At 62.5% G+C, this 15,508-nt stretch carries 14 protein-coding genes; all 14 read left to right on the top strand.

Features of this window, described 5'->3' with window-relative positions:
• Window positions 1-135 precede the first annotated feature (135 nt).
• The 14 genes from ndk to GA566_RS09325 all read left to right on the top strand — a co-directional run bounded on the left by ndk (window position 136) and on the right by GA566_RS09325 (window position 15,503).
• Entirely contained in the window at window positions 136-561 is a 426-nt protein-coding gene (gene ndk / locus GA566_RS09390; protein WP_137926169.1) for a nucleoside-diphosphate kinase, read from the top strand.
• 51 nt (window positions 562-612) lie between these two features.
• On the top strand, window positions 613-1,764 hold the full coding sequence (gene rlmN, locus GA566_RS09385; RefSeq protein WP_160472585.1) for a 23S rRNA (adenine(2503)-C(2))-methyltransferase RlmN: 1,152 nt from the start codon (window positions 613-615) through the stop codon (window positions 1,762-1,764).
• Window positions 1,761-2,540 (top strand): type IV pilus biogenesis/stability protein PilW, encoded by a 780-nt coding sequence (pilW, locus tag GA566_RS09380; protein WP_160472584.1) that lies wholly within the window; start codon window positions 1,761-1,763, stop codon window positions 2,538-2,540. The genes rlmN and pilW overlap by 4 nt, the downstream gene beginning before the upstream one ends.
• The gene (locus GA566_RS09375; RefSeq protein WP_160472583.1) at window positions 2,533-3,639 is read left to right on the top strand and encodes a RodZ domain-containing protein; all 1,107 of its coding nucleotides are present in this window, start codon (window positions 2,533-2,535) and stop codon (window positions 3,637-3,639) included. Before pilW ends, GA566_RS09375 begins: the two co-directional genes overlap by 8 nt.
• 49 nt (window positions 3,640-3,688) lie before the next feature.
• Window positions 3,689-4,981, top strand: a complete 1,293-nt coding sequence (ispG, locus tag GA566_RS09370; protein ID WP_160472582.1) for a flavodoxin-dependent (E)-4-hydroxy-3-methylbut-2-enyl-diphosphate synthase — start codon at window positions 3,689-3,691, stop codon at window positions 4,979-4,981.
• Between the two features lie 41 nt (window positions 4,982-5,022).
• On the top strand, window positions 5,023-6,381 hold the full coding sequence (gene hisS / locus GA566_RS09365) for a histidine--tRNA ligase (protein ID WP_137926174.1): 1,359 nt from the start codon (window positions 5,023-5,025) through the stop codon (window positions 6,379-6,381).
• Between the two features lie 87 nt (window positions 6,382-6,468).
• Window positions 6,469-7,098, top strand: coding sequence for a tetratricopeptide repeat protein (locus GA566_RS09360; protein ID WP_137926175.1), 630 nt, complete (start codon window positions 6,469-6,471; stop codon window positions 7,096-7,098).
• A 50-nt stretch (window positions 7,099-7,148) separates the two neighbouring features.
• Complete coding sequence (bamB, locus tag GA566_RS09355; protein ID WP_160472581.1) at window positions 7,149-8,300, top strand: outer membrane protein assembly factor BamB; 1,152 nt, start codon at window positions 7,149-7,151, stop codon at window positions 8,298-8,300.
• 230 nt (window positions 8,301-8,530) lie between these two features.
• Window positions 8,531-9,874, top strand: a complete 1,344-nt coding sequence (der, locus tag GA566_RS09350) for a ribosome biogenesis GTPase Der (RefSeq protein WP_137926177.1) — start codon at window positions 8,531-8,533, stop codon at window positions 9,872-9,874.
• A gap of 210 nt (window positions 9,875-10,084) precedes the next feature.
• Entirely contained in the window at window positions 10,085-10,324 is a 240-nt protein-coding gene (hfq, locus tag GA566_RS09345) for an RNA chaperone Hfq (protein WP_130389837.1), read from the top strand.
• A 254-nt stretch (window positions 10,325-10,578) separates the two neighbouring features.
• Entirely contained in the window at window positions 10,579-11,847 is a 1,269-nt protein-coding gene (gene hflX / locus GA566_RS09340) for a GTPase HflX (RefSeq protein ID WP_237380115.1), read from the top strand.
• 117 nt (window positions 11,848-11,964) lie between these two features.
• On the top strand, window positions 11,965-13,305 hold the full coding sequence (gene hflK, locus GA566_RS09335; RefSeq protein ID WP_160472580.1) for an FtsH protease activity modulator HflK: 1,341 nt from the start codon (window positions 11,965-11,967) through the stop codon (window positions 13,303-13,305).
• Between the two features lie 11 nt (window positions 13,306-13,316).
• The gene (gene hflC / locus GA566_RS09330) at window positions 13,317-14,219 is read left to right on the top strand and encodes a protease modulator HflC (RefSeq protein ID WP_137926179.1); all 903 of its coding nucleotides are present in this window, start codon (window positions 13,317-13,319) and stop codon (window positions 14,217-14,219) included.
• Window positions 14,220-14,351: 132 nt separating this feature from the next.
• A complete protein-coding gene (locus GA566_RS09325; protein WP_160472579.1) occupies window positions 14,352-15,503 on the top strand; it encodes an ATP phosphoribosyltransferase regulatory subunit in 1,152 nt (383 codons plus the stop codon).
• The last annotated feature ends 5 nt before the right edge of the window (window positions 15,504-15,508 follow it).

Below are 15,508 nucleotides of genomic sequence, written 5' to 3'. Positions count from 1 at the left end.
CTTTTTATAGTAGTGCCCCACAGATTTATCGCGTGCCTTGATGGCCATGTCCAGGCGCGCTCGAATCCGCCATCCGGTCGTGCTAGAATTGCACGTTTAATCCATTTGTAACCCCTTCATTTTTCGGAGTTTTTCATGGCGATCGAACGCACCCTGTCGATTATCAAGCCGGATGCTGTGGCCAAGAACGTTATCGGCCAGATCTACGCCCGTTTCGAGGCCGCTGGCCTGAAGATTGTTGCAGCCAAGCTGGTTCAACTGTCGCGCGGCGAAGCCGAGCAGTTCTACGCTGTCCACGCAGCACGCCCGTTCTTCAAGGATCTGGTTGACTTCATGATTTCGGGCCCGGTCATGATCCAGGCTCTGGAAGGCGAAAACGCCATCCTCAAGAACCGCGACCTGATGGGCGCCACCGACCCGAAGAAGGCTGAAAAGGGCACGATCCGCGCCGATTTCGCCGACAGCATCGACGCCAATGCCGTGCACGGCTCGGACGCCGCTGAAACGGCTGCCGTGGAAGTGGCTTTCTTCTTCCCGGGTATGAACGTTTACAGCCGTTGATTGTCTTCTGACATCACGACTGAACCTGTAGCAAAGTTGGAAACTGCCGTCATGAACGATCTCGTCAACCTGCTCGACCTCGACGCGGACGCGCTCACCCGCTATTGCGGAGAGCTCGGCGAGAAGCCGTTCCGTGCGCGGCAGCTGCAACGCTGGATCCACCAGTTCGGTGCCAGCCGCTTCGATAGCATGTCGGATCTCGCCAAGTCGCTGCGCGAAAAGCTCGCGACGCGTGCCGAGATCCGCGCGCCTGCCGTCATCACGGACAACCTGTCCACTGACGGCACGCGCAAATGGCTGATCGACGTTGGTGCCGGCAATGCGGTGGAGACGGTGTACATCCCCGAGGACACGCGCGGTACGCTGTGCGTGTCTTCGCAAGCCGGATGCGCCGTCAATTGCCGGTTCTGTTCCACCGGCAAGCAAGGTTTTTCCCGGAACCTCACCACCGGCGAAATTATCGGCCAGCTCTGGATGGCCGAATTCGCGATGCGCGAGCAACTGGGGCGCGGACCCAAGGATGACCGTGTCATCTCCAATGTGGTGATGATGGGCATGGGCGAGCCGCTGCTTAACTACGACGCCGTCGTGCCGGCCATGCGGCTGATGCTCGACGACAACGCGTACGGCCTGTCGCGCAGGCGCGTGACGCTATCCACGTCGGGTGTGGTGCCGATGATGGATCGCCTGTCGAAGGACCTGCCCGTGGCGCTGGCCGTCTCGCTGCATGCATCGAATGACGCGCTGCGCGATGTGCTGGTACCGCTGAACCGCAAATATCCGTTGGCCGATTTGATGGCGGCATGCCGTCGTTATCTCGAATTCGCGCCGCGAGATTTTGTGACTTTCGAATATTGCATGCTCGATGGCGTCAACGACACCGTCGAGAATGCGCGGGAACTACTGAAGCTTGTGGCCGACGTGCCGTGCAAGTTCAACCTGATCCCGTTCAACCCGTTCCCGGAATCGGGGCTGAAGCGCTCGAACAACGAGCAGATCCGCCGCTTCGCCCAGGTGCTGATGGACGCGGGCCTTGTAACGACGATCCGCAAGACCCGTGGCGACGATATCGACGCCGCCTGTGGTCAGTTGGCTGGCGAGGTCATGGATCGTACTCGTCTGGCCGAGCGGGGCAAGTTCGGCAAGATCACGCCACTGGTTCCGGTGCCGTCCGGCGCCGCTCGGGAGGCTCGTCCTGCATGATCCGTCTGCTTGTCGCTGCCCTGTCAGGGCTGTTGATGTTGTCCGCCTGTACTTTGCCCCAGGGACCCTCGCAGGATATCAAGACCGCTTCCGATCAGACTACCGCGAACAAGCGTTCCGCGATTCGGCTGCGCCTGGCGACGCAATACCTCGAGGCGCGCCAGTATCCGGTGGCGCTTGACGAGGTCAAGCAGGCGATCAATGCCGATCCGTCGAGTGTGGACGCCTACCATGTGCGTGCGCTGATCTACATGGGTATGGGCGAGAACGCGCTGGCCGAGGACAGCTTCCGCACGGCCCTGAACATGCGCAGCAACGACGCGGACGTGTTGAACAACTACGGCCTGTTCCTCTGCGAGGCTCATCGCTACCCGGAAGCGAAAGCAACGCTGCAGCGCGCGGTGCAGGCACCGTCGGCCAATGGACCCGTAAAGCCGCTGACCGCGCTCGGTTCATGCGAAATGCGCAGCGGCGACCTGGCCGGTGCGGAAAAAAATTTGCAGACGGCCTACGGATATGACCGCAACGATCCGTCAGTGCTCATGAATCTTGCGCAGCTGAATTTTCAGCGCGGGGACATGAGGCAGGCCAACCAATATATCGGCCGCGTCAACGGCAGCCGTTTCGTCAGCGCGCAGTCCCTCTGGCTGGGTGCGCGTATTGCCCGGCGGCAGGGCGACGATCAGGCGCAGAGCAAGCTGATTGCGGAGTTGCGCAACCGCTTCCCCGATTCGCGCGAGTTGACCGCATACGAGAGAGGAGCTTGGGATGAATGAACAAGAGCGCGCCGACAGCCAGGCCACGACTACCCGGAACGTTGGTGGCGGCGCGACAGACTCCGACCGCGAGGCCGTCGCCCGCGAAATCGGGGCACAACTGAAAGACGCGCGAGAGGCGCAGCGCCTCTCGCTGGAAGATGTGGGTGCTCGCCTCAAAGTGGCACCGAACAAGCTTCAGGCGATCGAGTCCGGCGATGTGTCGAGTCTGATGGACGTGACCTTCGCCAAGGGTGTGATGCGTGCGTATGCGCGTACGCTCCAGATCGATATCGATCCCTTGCTGGGTCGCTATCATGCGCAGGCACAGGCTACGCCCGTGACCGGCATCACGCGTCGCCATGAGGGTGCCCTCAACCAGGCGTTCGACGACCGCAAGCGTTTCGGCAAAAAGACCGGCGGCGCGGGCGGACGTTGGCTCTGGCTGCTTTGCGTCATTGCGCTGGTGGGCGTCGGTGGCTATTTTGGCTATGACCACGTCAAGGCGTGGCTCGATGCACGCAGTGCGGCCGTGACGGAAGCACCGGCTCCGGCCACGTCATCGACAGACGATACGACCGCCCAGCAGAGCAATGGCGACGGCACGGTGACTGCCGCGCTGCCGCCCGTCATGGTCGGTAACGATTCGCCGGCACCGTCGGAATCTGCCGCTGCGTTGGAAGCGCAGGCCAAGCCGGCAGGTGCTGCCACTGCTGCCACAACAGCGACAACGCCGGCACCTGCAACGACGGCTTCCGGCATGCCGTTGGCAACGGGTGGAGCATTGGCTCCCGCCCCGGCCCTCGCACAGGATAAGTCGGCCACCTCCGTCACTGGCGCATCGGCACCAGCCCCTGTGGCTGCCGCGAGTACCGGCACGGGTGCCGTGCAGATCCGCTTCTCGTCCGAAACCTGGTTCGAAGTGCGCGACCGCTCGGGCAAGGTGATCATTGGGGGCACCGGCAAGGCTGGCGATACCGTGACCGGTACCGGCGCGGGTGGTCCGTACAAGGTGATCATCGGAAATGTTAAGGGCGTGGAGTCGATGGCGCACAATGGCGCGCCGGTGGACCTCCAGGCCGCCAATCGGAACAATGTGGCGCGCCTGACCTTGCAGTAATGCGGTCCGGGCGGCGCAACGAGCCATGCCAGATGAAGGTGGTAATGCAATGAACCAGAACGCTTTCCAACCGGTGATGCCGGGTCCGCTGCCGCGTCGCAACTCGCGCCAGGCCAGTGTTGTCTGGGGTGACAACATCGTGACGATCGGCGGTGGCGCGCCAGTGCGCGTCCAGTCGATGACCAATACGGACACGGTCGACGCGATCGGCACGGCCATCCAGATCAAGGAACTCGCACGTGCGGGTTCGGAGATCGTCCGGATTACGGTCAACACGCCGGAAGCCGCAGCCGCCGTGCCGTCGGTCCGCGAGCAACTCGACCGCATGGGTGTGAACGTGCCGCTGGTGGGCGATTTTCACTACAACGGTCATACGCTGCTGCACGATTATCCCGACTGTGCCCAGGCGCTCTCGAAATACCGCATCAATCCCGGCAACGTGGGCAAGGGCGCCAAGCGCGACAAGCAGTTCGCCGAGATGATCGAGATGGCGTGCCGCTACAACAAGCCCGTGCGGATCGGCGTGAACTGGGGCAGCCTGGACCAGGACCTGCTGGCGCGCGTCATGGACGAGAACGCCGCACGTGCACAGCCGTGGGCCGCGCAAAGCGTAATGGTCGAGGCGCTGATCACGTCGGCGATCGAGTCCGCGCAAAAGGCCGAGGAAATCGGCCTGCCGGGCGACCAGATCATCCTGTCGTGCAAGGTGTCGCAAGTGCAGGAACTGATCGCCGTGTATCGTGAACTGGGCCGCCGTTGCGACTACGCGTTGCACTTGGGGCTGACCGAGGCCGGCATGGGCAGCAAGGGTATCGTCGCATCGACGGCAGCGCTGTCGGTTCTGCTCCAGGAGGGCATTGGCGACACGATCCGTATTTCGCTGACGCCCGAGCCGGGTGCTGCGCGCGAGAAGGAAGTCTACGTCGGCCAGGAAATCCTGCAGACGATGGGGCTGCGCAACTTCACGCCGATGGTTATTGCGTGCCCGGGTTGTGGCCGGACGACCAGCACGACGTTCCAGGAGTTGGCGGCAAGTATCCAAGGCTATCTGCGCGAGCAGATGCCGCTCTGGAAGACAGAGTTCCCCGGCGTCGAAGAGATGGACGTGGCCGTGATGGGTTGCATCGTCAACGGCCCCGGTGAAAGCAAGCACGCCAACATTGGCATTTCGCTGCCGGGTTCGGGCGAGTCGCCGGCCGCGCCGGTGTTTGTCGATGGCGTCAAGGTCCGCACGCTGCGCGGAGAGAATATTGCCCAGGAGTTCCAGGCGATCGTGGACGAATATGTCCGCTCGCACTATGGCCCGGGCGCAAAGCAGGCAAAACAGGAAGCCGTGGCCTGAGCGCGTGACGCGCCAGGTAACGCTGCCACTACCAAGAAGACATGAGCGAAGACAAGACGAAGGCCGCCAAGGCACTGCAGGGCGTGAAGGGCATGAACGACATGCTGCCCGCCGACGCCCCGCTGTGGGAAATGTTCGAAGATGCCGCACGCGGCATGCTGCGTGCCTATGGCTACCAGCAGATCCGCACGCCTATCGTCGAGCATACCCAGCTGTTCGTCCGCGGCATCGGTGAAGTCACTGACATCGTGGAGAAGGAGATGTACTCCTTTACCGATGCGCTGAATGGCGAGAATCTGACGCTGCGTCCGGAAGGCACGGCTGCCGCTGTGCGCGCGACGATCGAGCACAACCTGCTGTATGACGGCCCGAAGCGCCTCTGGTACACGGGTCCGATGTTCCGTCACGAGCGCCCGCAGCGTGGCCGCTATCGTCAGTTCCACCAGCTTGGCGCGGAAGCGCTCGGTTTTGCTGGTCCGGATGTCGACGCTGAGATCATCCTGATGTGCCAGCGCCTGTGGGATGACCTGGGCCTGGTTGGTGTACGCCTGGAACTGAATTCGCTGGGACAGGCGCACGAGCGCGCCGCGCACCGCGAGGAATTGATCAAGTACCTTGAAGGGTTCCAGGACATTCTCGACGAGGACAGCAAGCGCCGCCTGTACACGAACCCGCTGCGTGTGCTGGATACGAAGAATCCCGCGTTGCAGGAGATGGCCGCCAACGCGCCCAAGCTGGTCGATTTCCTGGGCGAGGAATCGCTGGCTCACTTCGAGGGCGTGCAACGTATCCTCAAGGCCAACAATATTCCGTTCAAGATCAATCCGCGTCTTGTTCGTGGCCTCGACTACTACAATCTTACGGTGTTCGAGTGGATCACTGACAAGCTCGGTGCGCAGGGCACGATCGCCGGCGGCGGTCGCTACGATCCGCTGATCCAGCAGATGGGCGGCAAGTCTGCTCCAGCGTGTGGCTGGGCCATGGGCATCGAGCGGATTATCGAACTGCTGCGCGAAGAAAAGCTGCAACCCGACCCGGTTGGCTGCGACATCTACATGGTGCACCAGGGCGAAGCTGCCGGACTGCAGTCCATGATCGCGGCCGAGCGTCTGCGTGATGCGGGTCTCGATGTCGTCCTGCATGCCACGCCGGATGGCAAGAGCGGTAGCTTCAAGTCGCAGATGAAGCGCGCCGATGCGAGTGGCGCAGCCTTTGCCGTTATCATTGGCGACGACGAAATTGCCGCTGGTCTCGTACAGGTCAAGCAACTGCGTGGCGGCGACGCTGCGGCAGGGGGCCCGCAGACCAGCGTGCCGGCAGAGGAACTGGTCGAGTTCATCATCGCCAGGATGGTGGATGCGCTCGATGATGAAGAGGACGACGAGGACGACGAGCAGTAAGACAACCGTCGGACTTCGTACCGCGGCCGCTGACCTTGACGGAAAGCGGCCGCGTCAATATTAACCAATGCGGGTAACTGACTCGACATGGCTTACGATCTGGAAGAACAGGAACAGCTTGAGACCCTCAAGGCCTGGTGGAAGCAATACGGCAACACGGTAACCTGGGCGCTGATCGCCGGGTTGTTCGCATTTGCAGCGTGGGCCGGCTGGAACTACTGGCAACGCACGCAGGCACGGGACGCGGGTCTGCTTTACGAGCAGGTGACCAAGGCTGCCGAGGCGCGCGACGCCGATCGCGTCAAGCGCGCAGCGACGGATCTCGAAAGCAAGTTCGGCGGTACCGCATATGGTCCGATGAGCGCGCTGACCGCTGCCAAGGTGCTGTATGACGCCGGCGATCTGGCTGGCGCCAAGTCGCAACTGCAGTGGGCGATCGACCACGGTGGTGATGACTATGCGCCGCTGGCGCGCGTGCGTCTGGCGGGTGTGCTGCTCGACGAGAAAGCCTATGACCAGGGTCTGGCGCTGCTGAAGGACGAGCCGGCGCAATACGCGGCATTGTTCGCCGATCGTCGTGGCGATTTGCTGGCCGCACAGGACAAGCGGGAAGAAGCGCGTACCGCCTACAAGCAGGCACTCGAAAAGCTGGGTGCCGCCGAGGGTGGCATGCGCCAGATTATCCAGTTCAAGCTCGACGCGCTGGGCGCGGCCTGAGCGAGGACCGCGGACCGCTGATAGTTTTCAAAAATTCAGGATCGCACCCTATGACGTCATTGCTTCGTACAGCCGCTACCCGCACTATCGTGGCCGGCACTTGCCTGGGCCTTCTGGCGGGCTGCTCGCTGTTCGGCAAGGAAAACAAGCACCCGCCGACGGAACTCAAGCCGATCTCGGCAACGCTTTCGGTCAAGCAGGCATGGAAGGCCGATGTGGGCAAGGGTGGCCAGTATGTGATGGCGCCTGTGTCCGCCGGCAACGTCGTGTTTGTGTCGGGCAAGAGCGGCTCGGTGATGGCGATAGATGCCACCAACGGCCAGACACTGTGGAAGGCCAAGACCGATATCGACCTGACTTCGGGTCCGGGCACCGATGGGCAGACCACGGCGGTGGCGGGTGAGAAGGGCGCCATCTACGCGTTCGACAAGAGCGGCAAGCAGATCTGGAAGAAGCAGATCAATGGCGAGGTCCTGTCGGCTCCGCTGGTCGGCAACGGGCTCGTGGTCGTTCGTACCACGGATACGCGCCTGATCGGATTGGATGCAGGGACTGGCGAACGCCGCTGGATTTATCAGCGCTCGCAATCGCCTCTGAACCTGCGGGCTGCCATGGGCATGGTGTTCGCCGGCGACGGCATTGTGACGGGCTTCCCGGGCGGCAAGCTCGGCGTGCTGGCCCCGGGCAACGGTGTGCTGCGCTGGGAAAGCACGGTCTCGTATCCGAAGGGCGTGTCGGAAATCGAACGCCTGAACGATGTGACCGGCATGCCGGCTGTCTACGGTCGCCAGGTATGCGCCACGACGTTCCAGGGCCGCGTGGCCTGCCTCGAACTGGCCAACGGCCAGCCGCAGTGGGGCAAGGACTTCTCTTCGCCGGGCGGTTTGGCGCAGGATGAAACGTCGCTGTTTGCTGGCGACGAATCGTCTACCGTCTATGCGTTCGATCGCCAGAACGGCAATGAGCGCTGGAAGAACACGGATCTGCGCTACCGCAGCCTCGGCGCGCCAACGACTCTGGGCCGCTCGGTGGTGGTAGGTGACTACGAGGGCTATGTCCACTTCCTTTCGCGTGAGGACGGCACTGTGCTGGCGCGGATGAAGACTGACGGCAGCGCCGTCACCGCAGCCCCGGTCGTGGCCGGCGCGACGTTGGTGGTGCAGACGCGCGACGGCGATGTATTCGGTTTCGTGCCGAACTGATCGCCTGCGTACACAAGTCCGCCTGTGCCCCTGTCGCACGGGTGGCGCCAATCCGGTAGCATGATCCCTGGTCGTGCCAGGTAAATAGCGGATTGGGGCAGATGCCCCGCATCCGCTCGACAGGAAGAGCGGCCAGCCGTGCCTCAGGCGCGGTGGTTGTTGGATCAACATGACTCCGGAATTGCTGGGGGACGGCGTGCTACGCCCGCCCCCTGTTCCCGTTTATTTGCATGAAACCAGTTATTGCAATCGTCGGCCGCCCGAATGTGGGCAAGTCGACGCTATTCAACCGCATGACCCGCTCGCGCGACGCACTCGTCGCCGACCTGCCGGGTCTTACGCGCGACCGTCACTATGGTGAGGGCCGTATCGGCGAACGTCCGTTTATCGCGATCGATACCGGCGGCTTCGAGCCCGTGGCCAAGGAAGGCATCGTGGCCGAGATGGCCAAGCAGACGCGCCAGGCCGTGGTCGAAGCGGACGTTGTCATCTTCCTGGTGGATGGCCGTCTTGGATTGGCCCCCCAGGATCGCGTGATTGCCGACTACCTGCGCAAGACGGGCCGCCGCATCATGCTGGCGATCAACAAGGCCGAGGGCATGAAGTACACGTCGGTGGCGGCGGACTTCTATGAACTTGGCATGGGCGATCCGTATGCCATCTCCTCTTCGCACGGTGACGGCGTCCGCGAACTCGTGGACGAGGCGCTGGAAATCGCGGTACAGGAGCGTCCGGAACTGGCCGAGGAAGATGACGGAAGCCAGCGCGGCACCAAGATCGCGATCGTGGGACGGCCGAATGTCGGCAAGTCCACGCTCGTCAACACACTGATCGGCGAAGAGCGCGTCATTGCATTCGACATGCCGGGCACCACGCGCGACGCCATCTACGTGGAGTTCGAGCGTGGCGGCAAGCCCTACACGCTGATCGACACCGCTGGCCTGCGCAAGCGCGGCAAAGTGTTCGAAGCCATCGAAAAGTTCTCGGTGGTCAAGACGCTGCAGTCGATTGCGGATGCCAACGTGGTGGTGCTGTTGCTCGATGCGCAGCAGGACATCTCGGAGCAGGACGCGCACATCGCCGGGTTTATCGTCGAATCGGGCCGTGCGTTGGTTGTGGGCGTCAACAAGTGGGACGGTCTCGACGGGCACGCGCGTGACCGCGTGAAGCACGATCTGGAGCGCAAGCTGCAGTTCCTGAGCTTTGCCAATGTGCACTATGTTTCCGCAAAGGAACGCACCGGTATCAGCGCGTTGCTGCGCTCGGTGGATGATGCCTACGCTGCCGCGATGATCAAGTTGCCGACGCCGCAACTGACGCGCGTACTGAACGAAGCGGTGGAATTCCAGCAGCCGAAGCGTGCCGGTGTATCGCGCCCGAAGCTGCGTTACGCACACCAGGGCGGTTCCAATCCGCCGATCGTCATCATTCACGGCAATGCGCTGCAGAACGTGACAGACACGTACAAGCGCTACCTGGAAAACCGCTTCCGGACGGCGTTCAAGCTCAAGGGCACGCCCTTGCGCATCGAATTCAGATCGAACAAAAACCCGTACGCGGACTCGAAGGATTGAGTCGGGAGGGTGCCGTGCCCTCAGCCAAGTTTTCGTTTGCGTTCGTTTGGAACTGCGGCTAAATTCACGGTAGCAGGGGGAGCCCTGCGCGTTGATGCCAGATTGGTACCGTTTTGATCTTTTTTCTGGCGCGTTTTTGCGCCAACTGACTTGAACCGGGGACTTTCGTCCCCATGATCCATCACTAAATCTATAAATTTGGAGTGTGCCATGAGCAACAAAGGGCAATTGCTACAAGACCCGTTCCTTAACGCGCTGCGCAAAGAGCACGTGCCGGTTTCCATCTATCTCGTCAATGGCATCAAGCTGCAAGGCAATATCGAGTCGTTTGACCAGTATGTCGTCCTGCTGCGTAACACCGTGACGCAGATGGTCTACAAGCATGCGATTTCCACTGTCGTGCCGGCCCGTGCCGTCAACTTCCGTGTGGATGATTCGACCGAGAACTGATCTTTTCTTCTCGCGCATGAACGGCCGCGGCATCCGCATGCGGCCGTTGCATTGCCTGTTCCCGCCTTTGCTCTCTGCCCGTCCTGGCCACCCTGGCTATAGCGTTAGTGACCGGGCTGCATCATCTCCCGCCGACTCCCGAAAGCATTCGAAACCGCCCCTGTGCCTGATGGCAACCGGGTGTGGTGTTCTGCCCGAGTCTGGTCAGTCGTTGTCTCAACAATCGTAATTTCCGGCGCCCAGCGTCCACCCGCTTGCAATCCAAAGCTACTACCAACACCGAGCCGTCGCGCGCCGTACTAGTCGGCGTGGATTTCGGCAAGCACGATTTCCAGGAGAGTCTTTCCGAACTGGCACTGCTGACCAGCACGGCAGGCTCGATGCCCGTTCACACGCTGACGGGCAAGCGCTCGCGTCCGGACCCTGCGCTTTTCATCGGATCGGGCAAAGCAGAGGAACTCAAGGAAGCAGCGGATGCACTGGATGCCGACATCGTGGTGTTCAACCACGCATTGAGTCCCGCCCAGCAGCGAAATCTGGAGCGCTTCCTGGGTCGGCATGTGATCGACCGAACTGGCTTGATCCTCGACATCTTTGGGCAGCGAGCGCAGAGCCACGTGGGCAAGGTGCAGGTGGAGCTTGCCCAGGTGCAATACCAGGCGTCGCGCCTGGTCCGCGCATGGAGCCACCTGGAACGCCAGAAGGGTGGTATCGGCATGCGCGGTGGCCCGGGCGAGCGTCAGCTCGAACTGGATCGCCGGATGCTCGATACGCGCGCAAAGCGCCTCAAGGCCGATCTGGCCCGCCTGCAGCGCCAGAATCATACGCAGCGGCGCGCGCGCGCGCGCAACGATACACTCAGCATTTCGCTGGTCGGTTATACCAACGCCGGCAAGTCCACTCTGTTCAATGCGCTGACCAAGGCGCGTGCCTATGCAGCGGATCAACTGTTCGCGACACTCGATACCACGTCGCGAAGGCTGTTCCTGGACGGCTTCGGGAATGTAGTGCTGTCCGATACGGTGGGTTTCATCCGGGATCTGCCGACGCAGCTCGTGGCGGCCTTCCGTGCCACGCTGGATGAAACGGTGCATGCCGACCTCCTGCTGCACGTCGTGGACGCCTCAAGTCCAGTGCGTCATGAGCAGATCGAGCAGGTCAACCGCGTGCTTGCGGAAATCGACGCTTCGGACATTCCGCAGATCGTCATCATGAACAAGATCGACGCGGCACCGGAATTGCGGGAGCAGGGGCCGCGCGTCGAGCGTAACGAGGACGGGGTACCGACGCGCGTGTTCCTGTCCGCGCGTGAGGGCATGGGCCTCGACGCCTTGCGTGAATCGATCGTCGAAGTGGCCCAGTGGCTGGCTGCGCGGCCTGCCGATCCTGCCCCATACGACCCCCGGCTCGACAGCGTGCCGGGAGGCGCGGTGGCTGGGGATGGTGATGGTTTCGACGACGCCGCAGAGGTGGCCGACGAGCCCCGGCAAGACGGTGGCGAGGAGCCTGACGTCCCGCGCTGACCGTCGTTGCATGACAATTCGATGATAATCAGCCCCTGATTGCGGGATTCTGAGCAAAAGTGATCGAGATGACTGCTAGAATCCCCCTGTTCAAACTTTCCCGGACCCGTGCTCTACATGCCCCTGTTCCCTCGGAATCCTGACTCGCACCTCGTGCCAGCCGGCCGCCCGGCGCGGTCTGCGCGCTGGCCTCGCCTGCGCGCCATCTTCTCGTTGAATGATCCCCGCTGGGGCCGCGATGGGCAGGATGATGATGACAAGGACAAAGGCCGCCAGCAGAACCAGCGTCCGCAGCAGGACGGCCCGCCCGATCTCGATGAACTCTGGCGCGACTTCAACCGTCGCCTGAGCGGCCTGCTTGGCCGCAAGGACAATGGCGGTGGCGGCCAGGGCAATGGCTTCGGCTCGCGTCCGTCGGGCAAGGGTTCGAACATTGGCATCGGCGTGATCGTTGCCGCAGTGGTTGGCATCTGGCTGGCGAGTGGCTTCTTCATGGTGCAGGAAGGCCAGACGGCCGTGATCCTGCAGTTCGGCAAGTTCAAGTATTCGACGGGCCCCGGTATCAACTGGCGCGCGCCGTGGCCGATCCAGTCGGCCGAGATCGTGAACCTGTCGGCGGTGCGCTCCGTGGAAGTCGGGCGTTCGACGTCGATCAAGGACAGCAACCTGAAGGACTCGTCGATGCTCACGCAGGACGAGAACATCATCGACGTCCGCTTCACGGTCCAGTACGACATCCAGGACGCGAGCGAATATCTGTTCTTCAACAAGACCGACCGTGGCGGTGACGAGGAACTGGTTACGCAGGCCGCGGAAACGTCGGTGCGGGAGATCGTGGGCCGCAACCGCATGGATTCGGTGCTCTACGAGAACCGTGAACAGATTGCGCAGGGGCTGGCCAAGTCCATCCAGTCGATCCTGACTTCGTACAAGACCGGCATTCGCGTGATCTCGGTCAACGTCCAGAGCGTGCAGCCGCCCGAGCAGGTGCAGGCCGCTTTCGACGATGTGAACAAGGCAAGCCAGGATCGCGAGCGCGCGATCAGCGAAGGGCAAGCCTATGCCAATGACATCCTGCCGCGCGCCAAGGGGACGGCGGCACGCCTGAAGGAAGAGTCCGAAGCCTATCGTGCCCGCGTGGTGGCGCAGGCAGAGGGTGATGCGTCGCGCTTCCGCTCGGTGCAGACCGAGTATGCGAAGGCGCCGCAGGTCACGCGCGACCGTATTTATCTGGAAACCATGCAGCAGATTTACAGCAACTCGAACAAGATCCTTGTCGATGCCAAGGGCGGCAACAATCTGCTCTACCTGCCGCTGGACAAGCTGATGTCGCAGGTGCAATCGTCGACGGCGCCTGCCGTGGCGCCGGGCACCAGCGCGCCGGCCGTACCGGATGCCGGTACGACGGATATCCGCTCGCGTGAAGCGATGCGTAACCGCGACCGCGACGTACGCTAAGGAGACCCGTCATGAACCGACTGATTTCCTTCGTCATTGGCCTGTTTATCCTGCTGGCCATCGCATCGTCGATGCTCTTCGTCGTGGACCAGCGCCAGTATGCCGTGGTCTTCGCGTTCGGCGAGATCAAGCAGGTGGTGCGTGAGCCTGGCCTGCATTTCAAGTTGCCGCCGCCGCTGCAGAACGTGGTCTTCATGGATCGCCGCCTCCAGACGATCGACGTCGCGGCAAACGAGCGTTTCCTGACCGCCGAAAAGAAGTCGATGGTGGTGGACTGGTTCGTCAAGTGGCGCATTACCGATCCGCGCAAGTTCTTCGTGGCCTTTGGTGGAAATGTGCGCGGCGCGCAGGATCGCATGACGCAACGTATCGATGCCGTGGCCCGCGAGGAGTTCGGCAAGCGCACCGTGACCGATGTCGTGGCGGGTGAGCGTGACAAGGTCATGCAAAACATCCGCGCCGGGATGGCGGAGTACGCGCAATCTGTGGGTGTCGAGATTCTGGACGTGCGCCTGAAGCGCGTGGACCTGTTGCCTGCAATCAGCGAGTCTGTCTATCGCCGCATGGAGGCCGAGCGCAAGCGCGTGGCCAACGAACTGCGTTCGACGGGCGCCGCGGAAGGTGAGAAAATCCGTGCCGATGCCGACCGTCAGCGTGAAGTGGTGCTGGCCGAGGCGTATCGCGACGCGCAGGTGGTGAAGGGCGAGGGCGATGCCAAGGCTTCGCAGGTCTATGCCGATGCGTTTGGCAAGGATCCGAACTTTGCCCAGTTCTGGCGCAGCATGGAAGCCTACCGCAACACGTTCCGCGACAAGGGCAACGTCATGGTGCTCGAGCCGAATTCCGACTTCTTCCGCTACATGCGGTCGTCGGGTGGCAATGCCGCACCGGCCCCGTCCGGCGGCAAGAAGTAGCGCGTACATCGCGCCCCGGGTGCTGGAAGTGCCCGGATAAGCAATATGCGACAGAACCCCGGTCCGTCCGGGGTTTTGTCCGGCTGGAGGGCGTGCAGCTCGCCAGCCAGGTTTTTGATATAAGAGACCCCCATGTCCAATCGCTGGCTCCTGCCTGAAAACATTGCCGACGTGCTTCCGTCGGAAGCGCGCAAGCTCGAAGAGCTGCGCCGCCGGATGCTCGACCTGTTTCGTACCTACGGCTACGAGATGGTCATGCCCCCGATGCTTGAGTACCTGGAGTCGCTGCTGACCGGTACGGGCCATGACCTGGATCTGCGCACGCTGAAGTTGGTGGACCAGTTGTCCGGCCGTACGATGGGCTTGCGTGCCGATATCACGCCGCAGGTGGCCCGCATCGACGCCCACTTGCTGAATCGCCCTGGCGTGACGCGCCTCTGCTACGCGGGCAACGTCCTGCACGCACGTCCGGCTGGTTTTCATGCGACGCGCGAGCCGATCCAGATCGGCGCCGAGATTTATGGTCATGCGGGCCTGGAAGCTGACGTCGAAATTCAGGAGTTGATGCTGGCTGCGCTGCAAGTGGCGGGCCTGACAGATATCCGGCTGGACCTTTGCCACGCTGGCATTCTCGAAGCGCTGCTCTCGGCGTTGCCGTCGGTGCGCCAAATCGAGGATGCAATGTTCGCGGCACTGGAAACCAAGGACGTCGCCGCGCTGCGCGAGTTGACGCAGGGACTGCCAGACACCGAGCGCAAAGCCCTCCTGGCGTTGCCGACGCTATATGGCGGCGTGGAAGTCATCGAGCGCGCGCGCGCGACGTTGCCGTCCAATGCTGCTATTGGCCGTGCGTTGGACGAACTGGCGGCGCTGGCCAATCAGGTCCGTGGTGCCAGCGTCAACATCGACCTTTCCGATCTGCGCGGCTATCACTACCACAGCGGCGTGATGTTCACCGCGTACGTGTCTGGCCTGCCGAACTACGTTGCACGTGGCGGCCGCTACGACAAGGTAGGCGAGGCATTTGGCCGTGCCCGGCCGGCTACCGGTTTTTCGCTTGATCTGCGTGAGGTGGCGGCGTTGTCGCCAGTCGAGGTCCGCGCCCTGGCGATCTTTGCGCCGTGGGACGCCGATCCCGCATTGCGGTCGACGATTGCCACGCTGCGCGCCGCTGGCGAGATCGTGATTCAGTCGCTGCCGGGTCATACGCACGAGCTCGATGAGTTCAACTGCGACCGTCAGCTTCAGCGGCAGGGCGACGCCTGGGTGGTGGTCCCCCGCTGATTTTT

The organism is Cupriavidus sp. SW-Y-13 (assembly GCF_009793345.1).
Lineage (GTDB): Bacteria > Pseudomonadota > Gammaproteobacteria > Burkholderiales > Burkholderiaceae > Cupriavidus.
The sequence above is the reverse complement of the archived record's forward strand: the minus strand, read 5'-3'. Positions and strand labels throughout refer to the sequence as shown.